The sequence below is a fragment of the Microbulbifer maximicatervae (SeqCode) genome (genome assembly GCF_052467815.1).
Window position 1 is genome coordinate 1,718,566 of sequence record NZ_CP174326.1, and the last position, 18,225, is coordinate 1,736,790.

Below are 18,225 nucleotides of genomic sequence, written 5' to 3' on the forward strand. Positions count from 1 at the left end.
TGGGTGGTATAGGCGATATGACTGCTGATGAATTGCGAGTAGTTGCCGAGGTTCCATTTTTATTTTGGGTAAAAGATCAAACAGGCGTATATCTATGGGGTAATCGCCAAATATGTCAATTGGCTGGTGGTGAAGTCATTGGTAAGACAGACCGGGAACTTCCCTGGTCAAATAATGCTGATGCATTAAAAGCTGCGGATGATCGGGTTTTTTCCTCAGGGAAACCCGAGCACCTGCAAGAGTATGTCGATAAATCCAGCCGTGGAGAGGTTACGTTAAATGTCTGCAAGTGGTTGGATGAATTTGAAGGGCGGGATTGCTGTTTTGGGATATCTTTTGTCATTGATTCCCAATAGCCCAATAGAGCATTGGGCTATTTCATCGTATATTCAGAGGCTTCTTAGTCGCTCCGGACTATTTATTATCAGGCTGACTCCTTTTTAACACCCAATTCACCAAGCGTTCGCGCTATATCTTCTGCGCTGGTAGCCGGCTTAATATCCTTGTCAATTTTTTTAATTCGTCCATCTTTACCGATATAAATGGTAACGCGACGGGCGATATTCATTACGGGAACAAGTACATCGTACGCTTTAGCCGTTTCACCGGTGGGGTCACTGAGTAACGGGAAGTCCGCTTCGCTTTCTTCAGCAAACCGGGTGTTATCGTTAAGATCATCTGTACTGGCCATAAAGTAGGTGACTTCATAGGCTTTAATTTTATGACCGTTTTGGGCGAGCGATTTACACTCTATGGTGCAGCCACGGGTGAATGCCTTGGGAAACCAGGCGATCACAACAGCGCTTTTGCCTTGGAGGTCCGCCAATGTGTGGGTTTGGCCATCAGACCCCTGCAGAGTAAAATTTGGCGCCATTTCACCAACTTCCAGAGCGAGGCTGGGAAGGCTGATAAACGCCGTAATTAAGAAAGTCAGCAGATATTTCACGAATATTTCCCTTGTAGTTTACCGATACGCCTATGCTACTGCCCTAAGGTCTAACTGGCCAATAGCTCTTCTATAACTGCTATGCTTTATGCGCCAAAGTAAGAAAATTGGTGCGTCAATGCACTGTTTGGACTTGCCGTTTTGCAGGGGCTTAAATGCGCTTTGACAGCCTTTTCTATACTCTGCCACTTCCACTGATCTATACCATTTCAGTTGCCGTAGTGCTTTGCGCTTTAGCTGTGGGAATTTATCTGGGGCGGCGGCGGGTATCGAAAGCCAGTATCAAGGAGGACGCTTCTCTCGGTAGTGCGGTAGCTGCCACTTTGGGCCTGGTCGTATTCGTTTTGGCATTTACCTAAGGAACCTCTGAATAACCCCGTAATGCCTCTGCGGGTCTTGAAGGCTGCAGATGTTAGGCGCAGCTTGCCGCGAATGGCTCTAGCCCTTTGCAAGGGCTGCAACGCAGCAGCTGTGGCCTTCAAGGCCCGCCCTTCGGGGCTTGCAGAGCGATTCACACTCCGCGTTACGACTTCTTGAAAGGTCTGGACATTCCTGCGAAGCCGCGCCTTGATTGTGAACCGCTCTGCATGCCAGAGGTATCACGGAGTTATTCAGAGATTCCTTGATATGACAGCCGACCGATTTAATGAACGCAAGGCATTGCTGTTGCAGGAGGTAAATACCATTCAGGCCGCATATTTGAATGCGAGCTTTCTGCAATTGGATAAGCGGAATAAGGCGCGAGACTTAATAGCTGAATATGTAAATCTCAGGGATATTGACCCATCAATCGCCGTCACTCCGGAAGATGTAGCTCGCAGTGAGGAAATTCACAAAGCTCTTTGGCGTTTGATCGAGGCGCATATCGCACAGGATTACAACGCCGATTATTTACGCCAGTTTGCCGAGCAGGTTAACGGGATGGTAGATCTGCACCGTGCCAGGGTTGTGGTTGGGCTGCAATATCGTATACCGGGTCCACTCTGGCTATCCCTGTACTTCATGACCATTTTGGCGATGCTGGCAATTGGATACCAGTTGGGTATAAGTCGCGGGGGATCTGCCCAGGTAGTTGTAGCTTTAGCCCTGACTTTCTCAACAGTGATTTTACTGGTGGCGGACTTGGATCGGGCAAACGAGGGAGCACTGCTGGTTGATCAGTCGCCGATGAGCGATCTCAATTTGCAGCTAAAAGAGGTACAGGAGGCTGCCCCCTGAGCTGTTGTGTGAACTGACTTTGCATATTAATAGGATGGGGCGGAATTAAGGCTTTTCCGCCCCGGGGAACAGGTTAAAGATCTTCAGGTTTTTGTGGCATTAAGACATCTTCGGGATGCACAAACTCACGCATAAAAATCTCCCAGAAGGCGAGGAATAATGCAGCGAGCAGAGGCCCTATCGCAAAGCCACTGATTCCAAACATAAACAGACCGCCGACAGTGGAGAAAAGCACTAAATAGTCAGGGAGTTTTGTGTCTCGACCGACCAATATTGGGCGCAACAGGTTATCTACCAGGCTGATCACGGTGAAACCATAGGCGAGTAAAATCGTTGCCTTCATAGGTTCGCCAATAGCATAGAGGTAGATAGAAGCGGGGAACCAGATCAATGCGGCACCGACGGCGGGCAATAATGACAACAGGGTCATTAAAACACCCCAAAGCACCGGTGCCGGTAAGCCCAGCACCCAGAAAATAATTCCGCCCAAGCCGCCCTGGGTAATAGCGACTACCAGATTTCCTTTGATGGTTGCGCGAGTGACTTCAGCAAACTTTGCCAGCAAAAGGTGCTCGCGCTCATCACCCAGTGGCAGGGCGTGGATAATCAGGTTTACCAGCCTTTCACCATCGCGAATCAGGAAGAAGGTGAGGTAGAGCATTAAGCCCAACATAACGAAAAAGTTAACAGTATTCTGTCCGACTTCAATCGCATTTTTTGCGACGAAGCTACCGGCATTCATCACACCACCCATCAGGCGCTGCTTGGCTTCCTCGACATCCACGCCAATATTTTCGAGTGTGCTGTTAACCCTGGGGAAAGCACTGCGAATCTGCTCAAAGGATTTAGAAACATCAATTTGTCCTTCCTGAATCCGGTGATAAAGAGTTACCGCTTCATTAATAAAAGAGGTGGCCACTACCAATACGGGTATCACCAATAGAACGATACACATAAACAGGGTTAGCAGAGCCATTAAATTAGGCGAATTGGGAAAGCGCTGCATCAGCAGACGGTAAACGGGATAGAAAATCAGTGCGGTGGCACAAGCCCAAAAAATAGGGGTAAAGAAGGGTTTTATTAGGAGTAAAAAAGCTACGCTGACCAATAACAAGGTCAATATAAATGAGCGCCTTTCCAGTTTTTCTTGCACTGCGACTTCCTCTGCTTCTCTTTCGGCAGCCCAGTGGTAGGGCGCCTAATTTTTGCTCTATCTAAGCAGATGCAGTGGGGTTTTACCAGCGTCTATATCCGCACGTATCCACGTGAAATCGAATGCCCCGATAAATTCCCAGGCCCATTTGCCACTCGCGGCCGTTGCGCTTGTGGATATCCCTCAGTACGGGCACCAATTGCTCTCGGGAGAACTTCTTTTTCGGAACTATATCCAGCCCGCAGAAATGCAGGTGTTTACTTCCCTTGGAACCTCCGGCCTTACGGTTGTAATCTACCGTACGCCACCCGGAGACCACAGTTACCGGGCCGACGCGGGGCACTATTTCCCGCTCGATTACCCGCAAAGTATTTACGATGCCCCACCAGAGCTCCTTGGGAGGGATGGCGAATGCGGGTTCGTCCAAATCCTGCCAGTCACTGCCCTGACGCAATAGCTCATAGGGTTGCACAACCTGTTCAACCCGGTTGGAGCGCAGGAATTTTTTGAGTTGAGTAAAGCGTGCATGGTTATTGCCTTTGCTCAGGAAGCGGCTGAATACCCTCTCGGAAGCTGCCGGATAGCCCTGGATATCGTAAACCTCCGGGATCATTAGCAGCGGTAGGATATCGATAGGGGATTTCACCCGGTCATCAGCCTCGCGCGCTCGTTCGTAAGTAAAAACAAATAGACCGGTGAGAATCGCCAGTGCGATTGCCCCAATGATGATGATCCGCCGGCGCAGTTGACGCTGGCCGATTTCTACGCACTCTTTGTTACTTTGCATAACCATCGGGCAGCTCCCTCAATTACCAGGTGCGATAGCCACAGGTATCGACATGAAACAGGACATCGTCAATCAGGCCCATCCCGACATTGCTGTCGGGACCGAGGCGTGCGTGCAGTGTGCTTAGCTCTTCAGCGAGTTCGTTTTTACCGATATTGGAATTCGGAATTAAGTCCAGCCCGCAAAAGTCACGGTGGCGGGGCTGGTCTTCGGTCGCAAGTTTTCGGTTGTAGGCATCAGTGCGGTAGGCGGAAACCACAGTGACAGGGCCAATTAGCGGTATTACCTGGTCTCGCACCAGGGTGAGGGTTTTCACAATATTGGACCACTGGTCCCTGGGCGGAATGGCGAATGGGGGCTCCCCCAGTTCCAGCCAGTCCCCCCCCTGTCGCAGAAGATCACGAATAGGAAAAACCTCGGCGACACCCCGGTCCCGAAGCAATTGATTGAGTGCTTGTACGCTGGAGCGGTTACTGCCCTCTCGCAGGAATTTGTTAAAGGTCTCCTCGTTGGCGATGCGATAGCCACGCTGCTCGACATAGGACTTCTCTTGCGAGGAGAGGAATAGGTAGAGCCAGAGGGTAAACAGGATGGCACTGAGTATTAAAGTGAGGGCACTGACGACCACCCGATTGACTCTTTGTCCGGGCGGCTTGTGTGGGAACAGAGTTTCGAAGCGAGTAAACGAGTTACCTGCGGACATAGTGCTCGCGATTGCTGCTGAGAGAGTTATTCCACCGACGCTAAAATCGTCGGCGCCTGTTTACTCACTATAGCCGCAAAAATCGACGGGCTGCGGGCTTGGGATCAGCCACAAAAAAAGCCGCTGGTCCCGGGGGAGCAGCGGCTTTTGGGTCACGGACAGCGCACTGTGCCCGACAACCTCTACTTAGGCTTTAGGGCCTGCATTTTTAACGTCTTCGCTGACATTGAACTTCTCAATGTTCTCGGCGAACAGCTTGGCCAGCTTGCCTGCCTGATCGTCGTAAGCAGCTTTGTCAGCCCAGGCTTCACGAGGGTTCAGGTAAGACTTGTCCACGCCGGGCACTTCCATCGGGATATCCAGGTTCAGGGCATCCAGGTGCTCAGTGGCAACGCCTTCCAGGGCGCCGCTCTGGATAGCGGCAACGACAGCGCGGGTTACCGGAATCGGGAAGCGCTTGCCGTTGTCGCCGGAGCCGCCGGTCCAACCGGTGTTTACCAGGTAGACCTTGGAGCCGAACTCTTCTATGCGCTTCATCAGCAGGTCTGCGTATTCGCGCGGTGCACGGGGCATAAACGGCGCGCCAAAGCAGGTGGAGAAAGTCGGGTGGATACCGGCCTCTGCGCCCAGCTCGGTGGAGCCTACGCGGGCGGTGTAGCCAGACAGGAAGTGGTAAGCCGCAGCCTCTTTGGAGAGGATGGATACCGGTGGCAGTACGCCGGATACATCGCAAGTCAGGAAGATAACGTTCTTCGGCTCGCCAGCGCGGTTTTCCAGCTGACGCATTTCGACGTGCTCCAGCGGGTAGGAGCAGCGACCGTTTTCAGTCAGGCTGGTGTCGCAGTAGTCAGCAGTGCCGTGATCGTTGGTTACCACGTTTTCAACGATGGCGCCGAAACGAATGGCATCCCAGATTACCGGCTCATTTTTCTGGCTCAGGTCGATGGTTTTAGCGTAGCAGCCACCTTCCATATTGAAGACGGCACCCTTGGTCCAGCCGTGCTCATCGTCACCGATCAGGTAGCGCTCGGGATCTGCGGACAGGGTGGTCTTGCCGGTACCTGACAGGCCGAAGAACAGGCAGGTATCGCCATCTTCGCCGACGTTAGCCGCGCAGTGCATGGGCATTACGTCTTTTTCCGGCAGCAGGAAGTTCTGTACGGAGAACATTGCCTTTTTCATTTCGCCGGCGTAGCGCATACCGGCCAGCAGTACTTTGCGCTGACCGAAGTTGATAATTACGCAGCCTTCGGAGTTGGTGCCATCGCGCTCGGGCTCACAGACAAAGTGAGGAGCGTGCAGGATTTGCCACTCTTCCTTGGACTTGGGGTTGTACTTTTCGGCGCGGATAAACATGTTGCGGCCGAACAGGTTGTGCCATGCAGTTTGGGTGGTCACTACCACTGGCAGGTAGTGGTCTTCATCCTGGCCCACATGCAGGTGCTGAACAAAAGTATCGTGACCGGCAACAAAAGCCTCTACACGATCCCACAGGGCGTCAAACTTATCCTGCGGGAAAGGACGGTTGACGTTGCCCCAGGCGATGCTGTCGGCAGTGGAGGGCTCTTCTACAACAAAGCGGTCAGCCGGGGAGCGACCGGTGCGTGCGCCGGTTTCAGTCACCAGAGCGCCTGTATCTGACAGCTTGCCCTCGCCGCGCGTCAGAGCCTGCTCTACCAATTGTGCCGGTGATAGGTTCTTGAAGACCATCGCGGAGTCGTCGATCTGTGCCATTCGTGGAATACCCGTGAAAGTTGGACAGTAAATAAAATGGGGCTGCCCAAGGTTTAGACAGCCGTAGAAAATTTTGGGGGCGCATTATTGCAAAATTCAAAATATGCGGATACCAACTATGGCTATTTTGTAGTCAATGACAGCGCTGTCATGGAAAATAATGTCGACTTAAATTCATGATATTAATGACCCAGTTCTTGATTATTCTTTTTCTGAATTTAACAGGGGCAGGTGGCAGGGCTGCGCTGAGGATTTGGCGGTTGCGCAGCCCTGCGCGGATTAGTGAAGAGTGTGGGGGGGAGCGTTGAGGAGTGACTCAATTTGGTCCCGGTCAAAGCGGTACTGGGTGTTACAGAATTGGCAGTCCGCGATAATCTCACCCTGTTGCTCTTCCAGCAGGCGGTAGACATCCTCTGCACCCAGGGAAACCAGCGCGCGGGCGCTGCGCTCTCTCGAGCAGCTGCACTTGAAGCGAATAGTGTCGGTACCCAGGGTTGCCGGCTCCAATTGGTGGAATAGGCGGTGAATCAGCTCTGGGTGGGGAACGGTAAATAACTCCTCGTCAGTTACGGTCTCCGCCAAGTGAATCGCTGTTTCCCAGGCGTCCTGATTTTCCTCTTCCGTGGCGGCATTATTGCCCGGCAGAATCTGTAACATAAGACCGGCGACGGTATTGTCACTGCTTTCCAGCCATACGCGGGTAGCCAGCTGTTCCGATTGCTTAAAGTAGTCTTCCAGGCAGCCGGCCAGGTTGTCTTGCTCCATGGGAACCACACCTTGATAGCGCTCACCGCGCTTTGGCTCAAGGGTAATGGCCAGGGCTCCACGGGGGCCGATCATATCGCGCAGGGTGGCGTTTTCGTCGATTTGTGCACCCTCGGCAACTCGGGCGATGCCGCGCAGGTCGCTGTGGTGAGTGCACTCCGCCATAATCATCGGCACATCGCCTTCGCCACGGGCCTGGAGGCTCAGGACACCTTCGAACTTCAGTGTGGTTGAAAGCAGGCTGGCTGCAGTGAGGAACTCCCCCAGCAGGCGGGCTACTGGTGTAGGCAGTGGATTGTGTTCCAGTACATCGCGGTAGGAATCAGTAAGTGTCACCACCTGTCCGCGAATATCGTGTTTGGAGAAAATAAAGCGTTCCAGCTGATCGGACATAGGTCGGGGGCTCTCGGTATTAAAACCGCAGGATTTTAGAGGTGGATATGCCTAAATGGTAGCTGTCGCTGATCAACGGGGGATAGTCGCGTCTGTGGAGACGGGTAAAGTTAGCCGCAATATAGATTTACCTGGCGTTGATAGTCCTCTGCCATCTGTTCCCGCTCCCTCTCGGTGCGGCGTATTTCCTTGCCGTTATCATCTAAAAATATTACTCGCCCCCTTAAAATCTCAAGGTCTTTGCGGGCTTCGCTACACGCCTTATCCACTTGTTGGCGTCTTTCTTGTGCTTCGCGATTCAGGCGCTCCTGATATTGCTGTTCGATATTCCGAGGTTGTTTTGACTGGCTGCGCTGCGGGGCTGTGGTGGCATCGGCAGAGTTGATGGGGGTCAGGTTACCAGAGACATTCTTGGCATCGGCATGTGCTGGGGGGCGGTCCCCAAAATGTACTCGGCCATCCTCATCGACCCAACGATATAGTTCCCCGGCACTAACATTGGCGGCCAGAAGCAGGCCGCCGAAAATACTGGATAAGTACTGTAACTTCACGGCTGTCCTTCGCCCTTTGTAGTTTCTACTCTTCTTTGTTAGCCAATTGGCTGAACAGCCCCTGTGAATGGCGCTGAGGGATATGGTAGGTCTGGAGAATCAGCGGTTGCTGCTCCTGGGACTCTGCTGCATCCAGTACCATCCGGTAGCCGGAGCGATCGCGCAAATCCACAAAGTCCTGTTTATTGCCCTCCATCAATTGAGCGAACTCGTCGAAGTCTTTGACGCTGTGCCCATTCACTGAGTCGATAATCCAATTCTTCCAGTCGTGATAACCGAGATTTACATTGGCCGGCAACACTTTCAAGGCGACAACTAATTCACGACGTTCCTCATTGCTCCACTGATTGCGGGCATAGAGATAATCAATAGGTGCTTTGGAGTGCCAGTTCTTGCCCCAGCGTTTGATCAGATTCATGTTAAGGGGCACAAAGACCACTCCGCCATAGATATAGTAGCGGGGCTGGCGGTCAAATTGCTCTCCCAGCACCATAGCGCGTGAGGGAGGTGTTGCGGCCAGCGTGACCTCAGCGGTCTGCTCTTTACCATCGCGGGAGAAGCGCACCGGTAAACGCTCACCGACATGGTGGCGGTCCACGGCGTAGTGGTAGTTGGTGCGCTGGTTTTCCCTCCATTCCACCGTCCGGTCCGCCGCTACTTTAAAGCCATCGACTTCTAGCAGAACATCGCCGGGTTTAAATACTTCGGCCGCAGGGGAGTTGTCGAACACTTTTACGATCATGGCGCCATCCTGGTCTTCCTCGAGACCGGCCGCCTTTTTCATCGATGGGCTTTCCAAGCTCTGGGTTACCAGCCCCATTTCGGGGAACCCTTGGTGAACATTGTCCTTGGCATCTTCTAAGACATGAGCGATTACGCTGGGCGGTACAAAGTAGCCCAGGTTTTCAGCACTTTGATTGGTTTGCATGGCCACGCCGACGATGCGGCCATTGGAGATAACCGGACCGCCGCTGTTGCCCGGGTTGATGGCCGCATCTATCTGGCCCGCCATCAGGTAACTTTCCGCATGGGCATAATATTGGTGCTCCACGCGGGAGAGTACTCCGCGGGTAATCGAAAGGGATTTGCCGCCAATTGGATAGCCGTAGACGGTGACCTCTTCCTGCAGATCGGGCAATTTGCCCAGGGTCAGGGGGCGAGTATCGTTGAAAAAGCTTTCGTCATCGACGGTCAGCAGGGCGAGGTCGGCATCGTGAGAGACAAACTTCACTCGGGCGCGGAATTTCTTGGCATCGCCGTGGCGCTGTACCTGGATAAAGCTGCCGTTGGCCACTACGTGTGCGTTGGTCAGAATTTGCTGGTTGCGGATAACGGCACCGGAGCCGGACAGCTGCTTGGGGTTGAGCAGGGCCCAGGGGTTGAAATAATCCGGGGCGGCGGCGGTGGTGTAAATCTTGATGATTGAGCGCTTGAGCTGCTCGTGTTCTCGGCTGTCTGCTAGGGCGGTTTGGGTACCGAGCAAAATCAGCAGGGAAATGGCGATCAGTCGTTTCATCATGGCTGTTTTCTATCCGGTTGAGTGGGGGCAGTTTAGCAGCTAAAGTGGGAAATGGCGGAAATTTCACCACTTTTGTCTGCCGAGTCTACTCTTGTTCCCGCAGGAAGCGGTGTATCTGGCGGCGTTGCTTTTTATTGGGTCGCTCCTGTTGCATCCCGGCATTGGCTGCCTGTCGCTCGGTTTTCTCTTTTTCCCGGCGGGCGATACTGTCTTCGGTCTCGCGGTATAAGGTGCGCGCAATCTCGGCGCCGCGCCGCTGATCCGATAGAGCGATTACTTCAACTTCCAGTAAATCCCAGCCCTGGCGGATGCTCAGTTTGACACCGGTAGTGACTTCCTTGCTGGCTTTGACCCGCTGGCCATCGGCGTGGACTTTTCCACCTTCGATCGCTTGCTTGGCAATACTGCGAGTCTTAAAGAAGCGCGCGGCCCAGAGCCACTTATCGATACGTACTTTTTCCATGGTTTCCTTGTGAAATCAGGCGGACCCGGTGTCCAGTCTGCTGCGGTTAAAAGCCATGATCTCATCAAAATGATGGATCGCCGGGAAGTTGGTGATTTCCCGTTTGGGCCCGCGGCTATCCGGTTGGCGAATACACAATAGGTGGGCGATACCGTAGTCCTGGGCCGCGCTCAGAACAGATTGGTTATCGTCGACAAACAGGGTGTTTTCCGGATCAAATTCCAGGTTATCTCGCAGGGAGTCCCAGAAATTGGCACTCTCCTTGGCATGCCCATAATCATGGGAGGAGATGATGCCGTCAAACCAGCGGTCGATACCGGTGATCTCCAGCTTGTGATCCAGCCCTTGACGGTGCGCATTGGTCACAAGGTAGGTGGGCTTTTGCAGTTGTTGCAGGCCGCTCAGAAACGCCTCAGCGTGAGGGCGCAGGGCGATGCGGGTCTCGATCTCGCGCAATATGCTGAGGATATCCAGCTCCAGTTTTTCCGCCCAGAAGTCCAGGCAGTACCACTCCAGAGTGCCGCGGCGGGCATTGATCTCAGCCTCGAGCTTCAGCTGGGCTTCCTGTGGGTCAAAGCCGTGGACTTCAGCGTAGCGCTTGGGCAGGTGCGTGAGCCAAAAATGATTGTCGTAATGCAAATCCAACAGGGTGCCGTCCATGTCCAGCAATACGGTATCGATACTTCGCCAATCGAGCATGGGAGCTATGTACCTCTTTGAAATGGGGCGGGAAGACAAGTTTAGTTGGCTTGCCACTGCCTTCCCGGATCGTTTGCATTATGCCTGGGCGCGGCGGATTCCGTACAGGATACACAGTTGCGCACTGTAGTAGGTGAGCATGATAGCGGCATCGGCTAGCGGTAGAGGGGTGATGAACTTGTTAATAGCAATCAATGTATCTGAAGTCATAAAGATGACAGCCCCGGCAAATAGCAGGGTGGAGTCGCCCTTGTGCATTGCGGCTGCGACCGCCATGGCGAGGATAGCCAACAGGTACGCTAATACCGGCGGGGCTAAATCCCCAGCAGCAGGGAGGATAATTTGTGCCAAAAGCAGTGCGGCAATCACTACTGGCAGTGTCCGAATAAGAGTGCGCCGATTGGGGGGCTCCGCAAAACGCAGGAAGCCCAGCGCGTAGATTAGCTGGGCAATAAGAAAAGCACCCAGTCCAAACACAAAGTGTTGGGGGAATTGCATTTCGAGGAGTACATCCCCGATGGCGGAGAAACTGAGGGCTAGGAAAGTGAAAAGTAGGGTTTTGCCCCGCAGCTCTAGTCTGGCAATCACCATTAGACACAGTATTGGCAGTGCTTTCAGCGCGGGCATCCACAAGTTATCCAATTTCCAGGTATCCAGAAAGATGAATAAAGTGGCACTGACCAGGAACATCGGTAACAGGTAATTACGAAAGTTGTGCTGGGGTGCGGAATTTTCTACGGGCATAGGTACTTACCTTATTTTTATTTTGTATACCTACCCATCAATTTAACGGTTTTCCTCCGCATCATCGATAGCTTGTACTCTCTAATTCCAATTGAGTTTTCTCCAGTGCCGGTTGCGGGACATTTCTGGGGTAATATGGAGCATCGAACATACATGCCCGGCAGTTGTTTGCCTTGAGCACTAGTCATGGAGAGCCTCACCGATGAAAGCGGCCAATATTCTGGAAACAATCGGCAATACCCCCCACGTAAGAATCAATCACCTCTTCCGCCCCGATATAGAGGTTTGGATGAAGGTAGAACGCTTTAATCCGGGCAGCAGCATTAAGGACCGAATTGCCTTGGCGATGATTGAGGATGCGGAGCGTCGTGGGGCCCTGCAGCCCGGCGGGGTAATAATCGAGCCGACCTCTGGTAACACGGGTATTGGGTTGGCGATGGTTGCTGCCGTGAAGGGTTATCGCCTGATCCTGACCATGCCGGAGTCTATGTCGGTAGAGCGTCGCCAGGTCATGAAAGCAATGGGCGCAGAATTGGTCCTTACACCTAAAGAGCGCGGTATGGGTGGCGCTATTGCTAAGGCGGAGGAGTTATTGGCCTCACATGCGAATAGCTGGATGCCCCAACAATTTAATAACCGCGCCAATGCCCAAGTGCACCGGGATATTACCTCCAAGGAAATCTTGGCAGATTTTCCTGAGGGACTGGATTATATGATTACCGGAGTGGGGACTGGCGGGCATATCACGGGTTGTGGTGAAGTGTTAAAAGAGCACTTTCCTAAATTACAGGTCTATGCGGTAGAGCCGGAGAAATCACCGGTGATTAGCGGTGGAGAGAAAGGCCTGCATCGTTTGCAGGGTATCGGCGCTGGCTTTGTACCCCAGGTGCTCAATACGGAAGTACTCGACGGTACTGTATTGGTGAGTGAGGAAGATAGTTTTGAAATGGCGCGTCGCTGCGCACTAAAAGAGGGAATTTTTGTGGGTATCTCCTCCGGTGCCAGCCTTGCGGCCCTGAAAAAGCGCGAGGGTGAGATGGATGCGGGCAGCCGGGTACTGGTGTTCAGCTATGACACTGGTGAGCGCTACTTGTCCGTACAGGACCTTTTCTCCGCCTAAGACTTTATAATGATGAGTTCACAGAGTATGGAGTTGTAATGGATAAAGCACTTTTAGAACAGGTGATAGAAATCTGTAAACGCGCGGGAGAAGCGATTCTCGAGGTGTATCACAACAGCGCTGAGTTGGAAGTCGAGACGAAGAAAGATGATTCCCCAGTAACTGCTGCAGATCTGGCCGCTCACAAAGTACTGGAGCCGGCGTTGGCACAGCTTATCGAGGGAGTACCGGTTTTATCAGAAGAGCAGGAAATGCCCTCGTTCGAAGAGCGCAGTCAGTGGCAGCGTTACTGGATTGTCGATCCGCTCGATGGCACCAAAGAATTTATCCGACGCAACGGTGAATTTACCGTAAATGTCGCGTTAATCGAAAATGGCGAGCCCGTTTTGGGGGTGGTGTACGTACCGGTACTGAATATCACTTATGCCGGCTGCAAGGGCGAAGGGGCCTTTAAACGCGATGCCAATGGCGAAACTGAAATTCGGGTGCGCCCACTGAAGCCGCGCCTGGATAATAGTGAAGTTGTTGAACTTGTGGCCAGCCGCAGCCATGGAACCGGCACCGTCGACCAGTTGGTACAACGTATCGAGTCTGAACTGGGAGCTGTTGAGTGCAAAAATATGGGCTCCTCGCTGAAATTATGCCTGGTTGCTGAGGGTGCAGCAGATCTGTACCCGCGTCTCGCACCTACTTGCGAGTGGGATACTGCGGCAGCTCAGGCTGTAGTTGAAGCAGCAGGTGGTATTGTTGTGGACGAAGAGTTTAATTTGTTGCGCTACAACACCAAAGACTCTCTGCTAAATCCCTTTTTCTATGTAATTGGCGACTCTTCTTTTGATTGGCAATCCCTACTGCTGGATAAGTCCGCTGCTTAGGGTGTGACGCCAATAAACATATAGAGAGTATTTTTGTGCCTCCACCACCACTGGTGGAGGCTTTAAAGGGGATCTGGATATTTCCAAATTCAGGAGACTCACTGATGTCTGGACCCGATCTGCGCTTTAACCAGGATAAAGGTGAAATTCGCTGTTTGCGTCGGGAACTGGAGGAGGAAATAAGCTGGTTACAGCGGCATTTTGAAGCCCTCTCCAATGCAGTCGATGCAAATGATATTGCATTGCGGCGCACCTATAACAGCATGCTATTTTCCCGCCGGGCCCTATTAGGTAGGATGCCCCGTTAACTAAATTCCAAATATTTTCTTGTGTGAAAAACTGTAGTGCTGCAGGTTTTAATTTGAATGCGGCAGTTCTTCCTACTTAATGCTGTCACTTATAGTGTTTAATCTGTACCAGCGCGAAATATTATTTCCTGGCTAATTAGCTAATTTCTTTGCCAAATTCCCCCGTAAAATGCAAAGCAGTCTACGCTTTGGAAAGCTAATACATAAGAGTATTTTTCAATGCGCTACCCGGTTGTGGTGCACAATATTGAGTATGCCGGATTCGGTGCCATTGCGCCGGATCTACCCCATTGCCACTGCCATGCCGATACCCTTGAGGGAACTCTGCAAAAAATGGCTGAAACTATTTTCCTGCGTCTTGAAGAGCTTCGCCAGGCAGGACAACCAATGCCGCAGGCTGGCGATGTAGATGACCTGAAGAAAAATCCGGCTTTCGTGGGAGGCGTCTGGGCAATTATTGATGTAGAGACAACTTGAAATAATTCATAGGCTTTATGATGACTGGTTTTCAGATGTGAGTGGCGATGATAAAGCTATCCGTCTACCTGCTTTCCTTTTTTATAGCTGCGACCAGTTATGGATTCGAGGCGAATAATCCTTTTGATGGTGTCGCTACAGGAGAGTACCGGATTATCGGTACTGTTGGTTTTGGGAGTGGCGAGCAGCAGCTAAATAAGCAGCGGGATTCATTTGGCTATGCCAGCCTTGGGATTACGCCTGCAGTGGGAGTCTGGCAAGTTGAGCTGCGGGCGTCACATTTCGATGATAATCATGTCACAGTAGATCAGGTAGGTTTAAATTTTAAAATTGATTTTACCCTGAATTGTCACGTTCAATGTCTCTATTGGATGGTGGGATATAATTATGCTGATGTGGATTTGAATAATGTTATAAGAAGAGGCTATTGGTATCGAGAATACCCACCATTCTATCCGGATGACCGCTATATCTATATTATTGATGCCAGTGGCAGTGATACCTTTTGGAATGCCGGAGTGGGTTACCGAATTATGTGGACTCAGGATTTCGATACTTCATTAGAGTATAACTACAATAATATTGGCAAAATTGAACGTGTTAATCTCGGGCATCTGCGCACCCTGAGTTTGAATTTTTCCTACCGATTTTAGTATGTTTTCCACTTTTTAATTTATTTTTAAATAATTTATTCGTAGAAATTTCTTAATTAAATTCTTATTTTGGGGGGATGGCAAAGGGGGCTTGGAGCCCCCAATAGCTTTTAAATTCGATAAATGGCTTTTAGCCAGAAGGTGCGTCCCGGTTCGTTAACCCGGGTCAACTGGTCGAAACCAATAATATTAGCCCCAGAGCGACTGATATGTTCTGCGTAAGTCTCATCGAATAGGTTATCGATACCGGTAGTTACCAATACACTTTTACTGGGTTTCCAGCCGGCATTGATGGAAATGACGTTGGCAGAGTCGGTTGCACCAATATCCTGGCCAACAATATTGCCTTTGCCGATATCCACTCGATCCTGGCTTGCAATAGCGCGCCATAAAACACCTGCTGACCACTGGGCCTGCTCATAGTAGAGTCCCAGGCGGCCCTCCAGAGGAGGCAGTTGTGCCAGGGTGGTGCCATCGGTTTCGTTGGCACCGCGAACTGATGTTACGGTGAATTCAGTGCGCCATTGCTCGCTGAGCTGGTAAGAGGAGTCAAACTCCAAACCCCAGGAGCGCGCCTGGATGTTTCTGACAATGGAGGTGGTGCGAGTATCGGAGGAGTCCATACTATCCATACTCATACTGCTCATAGAATCCATGCTACTCATTACTGCTGCTTTTTCGTAATCCGTCTCAACCATCAGGTAGTCATCAATCTGATTGACGAATCCGGAGACACTGGCGGAGAGTTTTTCACCGCGATAGATATAGCCGATATCCAGCTGGGTGGTCTTTTCTGATTCGATATCCAGTGCGCTGTAGGAGTCTGCTGTCTCGTAGGAAAAAATTTCCCAATAATCAGGGAAGCGCTCGGTGTAGCCGAGCCCGGCAAAGAGTGTGGCAGAACTATTGGGGCCGCTCTCGAGACCATATTCATAGCGCAGGAAGCCGCTGCTCAATAGCTCTGAGCGAGTTTCTCCCGCAGTTGGGTTATCCACTGAGGACATCATGGATAGAGCAACCTCATCGCGGAGATCTTTTACTTCCCAATCATCCACTCGTGCGCCGGCAATCCAGCGCTGATTGGCTGCGACCTGCCAGCTGACCTCGGAAAATAACCCCAGCTGGCTAAATTCGGCATCGGCTTCTCGTTCCATATCCCGGTAGTCCATAGAGGACTGGTCCATGGTCGAGCGGCCGGTGTGGCGATTTTCCCGGGCATCAATGCCACTGGTCAGTTCTACGTCGTCCATAGGCGTAAACATCAGAGCCATCTTGAAGCCTGTGGTCTCGCTATCGAGATTCATGACCATGGGGGTAGCGGTGCTGGATAGCTCGCGCAGGCTGTAGTTATCCATGATATGGTCGATATAGTTGTAGTAGGCCTGGATCTCAATTGAGTCGAGCCAGCTACTGATATTACTGCGGACATATTTCGCTTTGTGGCTCTCACGGGCAAACTTGGAACCGTCGACTCCCCGATCTGCATAGGCAGCTTCACCATCGCTAAATGCAGTATCAAACTCGACCCGTGTATCGTCGCTGGGTGTCCAGGCCAAGTTGACCTGGCTGCTCCAGCGCTCATAACTGGAATTTACCTCATTGCCATCCCCGTCTTCGTAGTCGTCCGCAGATGCCGAGGTCGAGGAGCTGCGGATAGAAAACTGCGGCGAACTATAGGAGATATCGAATAGACCATCGCGACGCTCGGCACTGGCGCCGAGCAGGCTCGCATGCATATTCCAGTCGCTTTCAGTGGGGCGCTCCTGCTGCTGGTTAAACACAACTACGCCGGCGGAATTTCCCGGGCCATAGAGGACGCTCTGTGGCCCTTTAATAACTTCAATTTCGTCCATTGCCTCGGGAAAAATATAGGCGGTAGGTGGGTCCATTCGGCTGGGGCAACCACCCGCCAATGTTTCTCCATCCACTACCATTCCCAGGCGAGAGCCCCCCATTCCGCGAAGCATCGGATCGCCACTGGTGCCGCCTTTACGTACTACGGAAAATCCCGGAATTGTTTTCAGGTAGTCGGCGCCGTCATTGGCAGGTAATGGCTGACGGGGTTTTTTCGGATCGGTTACCAGGTTGAGGGGGAGTTCAGTCTTTACCCCAGTAACCACCATTTGTTCCATTCCACTATCTTTTAATGGTTCTGGCTCTTCGGATTCTTCCGCTGCGAGATGTGCTGAAAAGGTACAGCAGGCAGCGAGTGCCAGGCTGAGAGGTTTTTTCAGAAAAATTTTTGCGTTGATGCTCTGATGCATGGTTTTCAATCCTTTTCGCTGGCGTTTCGAACACGCAGCAGTGAGCGCGCAGGCCTGAGTAATATTTGGCGCACGCGACATATCCCCACCTGAAAAAGTGGTCGTATTTTGGCAAGACCCAAAGCGCTGAAAATGTTAAGACAGCAATGAGACTTGCGCTCCACAGCGAACTGCGGAGTGATGGTGTTGGAATAAAAAAGGAATTAAACCGGGGGGGCGCGAATTAGTGGGCGGCTGTAAGCGCTAGAGATAACGCGGAAAAAAGCCGGATAAGAGGGCGGTTGAGTAAAACCGGGTAGGACTATTTCCAGTTCTGTAGTTGGTGCGCTGGCAATACTGGCAGCGGCGGAAAAATTACAATGGTTATCGGCAAATGAGTGAGCGGTAAGCGTATCGTGGTTGTGGCTTGAAGAGTGGTCGCCGTGATGATCGCTGTGGGAATTCGCTTTGAGGGCATTGAGCAATAATGCGCTGCGGCTATCGCCATGGCAGAGCCCATAGGGCGTTCCCGCTGCAAAATCTGCCGGCATAAAACCGGCAGGAACCAGGCCTCGCGCGCTGAGAAATACCAGCAATAGCAATAGCGCCTGCCACTGGGACAGACGGGAACAGTATTGGATGGTGCGCTTACCGCTCATAAATAAGAAGGTCTGTACTTTGCCCGGGCCCATTTTAAATACCCGGAGATGAGTAACAAGAGGTTAACGGGTGATACAGCAAAGTGCCACTGCCCCAAGTTAACTTTTGCGAACTAATACGAGGTAAATTGAGCTTTATCAGGTTTTGTTGGAATTTAATTTCTTTTCTTCAGCGCATTCTAAAAATAAATCTAACTTTGCTGGAAGCTAAAGGT

21 protein-coding genes are annotated in these 18,225 nt (G+C 51.8%); 8 read left to right on the forward strand and 13 right to left on the reverse strand.

All coding sequences use genetic code 11. The features are described from left to right. Positions 1-17: 17 nt before the first annotated feature. Positions 18-356 (forward strand): PAS domain-containing protein, encoded by a 339-nt coding sequence (locus ACJJIW_RS07495; RefSeq protein ID WP_282930817.1) that lies wholly within the window; start codon positions 18-20, stop codon positions 354-356. Positions 357-424: 68 nt separating this feature from the next. On the opposite strand, the gene ACJJIW_RS07500 is transcribed toward ACJJIW_RS07495, so the two are convergent. Then, a complete protein-coding gene (locus tag ACJJIW_RS07500) occupies positions 425-946 on the reverse strand; it encodes a peroxiredoxin family protein (protein ID WP_282930818.1) in 522 nt (173 codons plus the stop codon). A gap of 155 nt (positions 947-1,101) precedes the next feature. Between ACJJIW_RS07500 and ACJJIW_RS07505 the strand changes: the two genes are divergently transcribed. After that, positions 1,102-1,305, forward strand: a complete 204-nt coding sequence (locus ACJJIW_RS07505) for a hypothetical protein (RefSeq protein WP_444937030.1) — start codon at positions 1,102-1,104, stop codon at positions 1,303-1,305. A gap of 268 nt (positions 1,306-1,573) precedes the next feature. Further along, positions 1,574-2,164 (forward strand): bestrophin-like domain, encoded by a 591-nt coding sequence (locus ACJJIW_RS07510; RefSeq protein WP_444937031.1) that lies wholly within the window; start codon positions 1,574-1,576, stop codon positions 2,162-2,164. Between the two features lie 73 nt (positions 2,165-2,237). Here ACJJIW_RS07510 and ACJJIW_RS07515 read toward each other — a convergent pair whose 3' ends face one another. The 10 genes from ACJJIW_RS07515 to ACJJIW_RS07560 all read right to left on the reverse strand — a co-directional run bounded on the left by ACJJIW_RS07515 (position 2,238) and on the right by ACJJIW_RS07560 (position 11,675). Beyond that, on the reverse strand, positions 2,238-3,317 hold the full coding sequence (locus ACJJIW_RS07515) for an AI-2E family transporter (protein ID WP_282930821.1): 1,080 nt from the start codon (positions 3,315-3,317) through the stop codon (positions 2,238-2,240). An 82-nt stretch (positions 3,318-3,399) separates the two neighbouring features. After that, positions 3,400-4,110: a D-Ala-D-Ala carboxypeptidase family metallohydrolase gene (locus tag ACJJIW_RS07520; RefSeq protein ID WP_282930822.1), complete on the reverse strand. Its 711-nt coding sequence runs from the start codon at positions 4,108-4,110 to the stop codon at positions 3,400-3,402. Positions 4,111-4,126: 16 nt separating this feature from the next. Further along, a complete protein-coding gene (locus tag ACJJIW_RS07525) occupies positions 4,127-4,807 on the reverse strand; it encodes a hypothetical protein (RefSeq protein WP_444892288.1) in 681 nt (226 codons plus the stop codon). Between the two features lie 186 nt (positions 4,808-4,993). Then, on the reverse strand, positions 4,994-6,541 hold the full coding sequence (locus ACJJIW_RS07530; protein ID WP_282930824.1) for a phosphoenolpyruvate carboxykinase: 1,548 nt from the start codon (positions 6,539-6,541) through the stop codon (positions 4,994-4,996). 279 nt (positions 6,542-6,820) lie between these two features. Then, on the reverse strand, positions 6,821-7,699 hold the full coding sequence (gene hslO, locus ACJJIW_RS07535) for an Hsp33 family molecular chaperone HslO (RefSeq protein WP_282930825.1): 879 nt from the start codon (positions 7,697-7,699) through the stop codon (positions 6,821-6,823). A gap of 110 nt (positions 7,700-7,809) precedes the next feature. Further along, positions 7,810-8,250 (reverse strand): DUF4124 domain-containing protein, encoded by a 441-nt coding sequence (locus tag ACJJIW_RS07540; protein WP_282930826.1) that lies wholly within the window; start codon positions 8,248-8,250, stop codon positions 7,810-7,812. A gap of 25 nt (positions 8,251-8,275) precedes the next feature. Then, a complete protein-coding gene (locus tag ACJJIW_RS07545; RefSeq protein ID WP_282930827.1) occupies positions 8,276-9,769 on the reverse strand; it encodes a S1C family serine protease in 1,494 nt (497 codons plus the stop codon). Positions 9,770-9,854: 85 nt separating this feature from the next. Then, on the reverse strand, positions 9,855-10,232 hold the full coding sequence (locus tag ACJJIW_RS07550; RefSeq protein WP_282930828.1) for an Hsp15 family ribosome-associated heat shock protein: 378 nt from the start codon (positions 10,230-10,232) through the stop codon (positions 9,855-9,857). A 15-nt stretch (positions 10,233-10,247) separates the two neighbouring features. After that, entirely contained in the window at positions 10,248-10,931 is a 684-nt protein-coding gene (yrfG, locus tag ACJJIW_RS07555) for a GMP/IMP nucleotidase (protein ID WP_282930829.1), read from the reverse strand. A gap of 78 nt (positions 10,932-11,009) precedes the next feature. Next, positions 11,010-11,675, reverse strand: a complete 666-nt coding sequence (locus ACJJIW_RS07560; RefSeq protein WP_444892287.1) for a lysoplasmalogenase — start codon at positions 11,673-11,675, stop codon at positions 11,010-11,012. 202 nt (positions 11,676-11,877) lie between these two features. Between ACJJIW_RS07560 and cysK the strand changes: the two genes are divergently transcribed. From cysK to ACJJIW_RS07585, 5 genes are all read left to right on the forward strand, one after another. Further along, a complete protein-coding gene (gene cysK / locus ACJJIW_RS07565) occupies positions 11,878-12,795 on the forward strand; it encodes a cysteine synthase A (RefSeq protein ID WP_282930832.1) in 918 nt (305 codons plus the stop codon). Between the two features lie 38 nt (positions 12,796-12,833). Beyond that, positions 12,834-13,670, forward strand: coding sequence for a 3'(2'),5'-bisphosphate nucleotidase CysQ (gene cysQ / locus ACJJIW_RS07570; RefSeq protein ID WP_282930833.1), 837 nt, complete (start codon positions 12,834-12,836; stop codon positions 13,668-13,670). 104 nt (positions 13,671-13,774) lie between these two features. Next, positions 13,775-13,978, forward strand: a complete 204-nt coding sequence (locus tag ACJJIW_RS07575) for a hypothetical protein (protein WP_282930834.1) — start codon at positions 13,775-13,777, stop codon at positions 13,976-13,978. 219 nt (positions 13,979-14,197) lie between these two features. Next, positions 14,198-14,455 (forward strand): type II toxin-antitoxin system HicB family antitoxin, encoded by a 258-nt coding sequence (locus ACJJIW_RS07580; RefSeq protein WP_282930835.1) that lies wholly within the window; start codon positions 14,198-14,200, stop codon positions 14,453-14,455. A 47-nt stretch (positions 14,456-14,502) separates the two neighbouring features. Continuing rightward, positions 14,503-15,108 carry an outer membrane beta-barrel protein gene (locus tag ACJJIW_RS07585; RefSeq protein ID WP_282930836.1) on the forward strand — a complete coding sequence of 202 codons (606 nt, stop codon included), beginning with the start codon at positions 14,503-14,505 and terminating at the stop codon, positions 15,106-15,108. Positions 15,109-15,218: 110 nt separating this feature from the next. On the opposite strand, the gene ACJJIW_RS07590 is transcribed toward ACJJIW_RS07585, so the two are convergent. Together ACJJIW_RS07590 and ACJJIW_RS07595 are read right to left on the reverse strand one after the other, a co-directional pair. Next, complete coding sequence (locus ACJJIW_RS07590; protein ID WP_444937032.1) at positions 15,219-17,453, reverse strand: TonB-dependent copper receptor; 2,235 nt, start codon at positions 17,451-17,453, stop codon at positions 15,219-15,221. A 122-nt stretch (positions 17,454-17,575) separates the two neighbouring features. Further along, positions 17,576-18,043, reverse strand: a complete 468-nt coding sequence (locus tag ACJJIW_RS07595; protein WP_444937033.1) for a hypothetical protein — start codon at positions 18,041-18,043, stop codon at positions 17,576-17,578. Between the last annotated feature and the right edge of the window lie 182 nt (positions 18,044-18,225).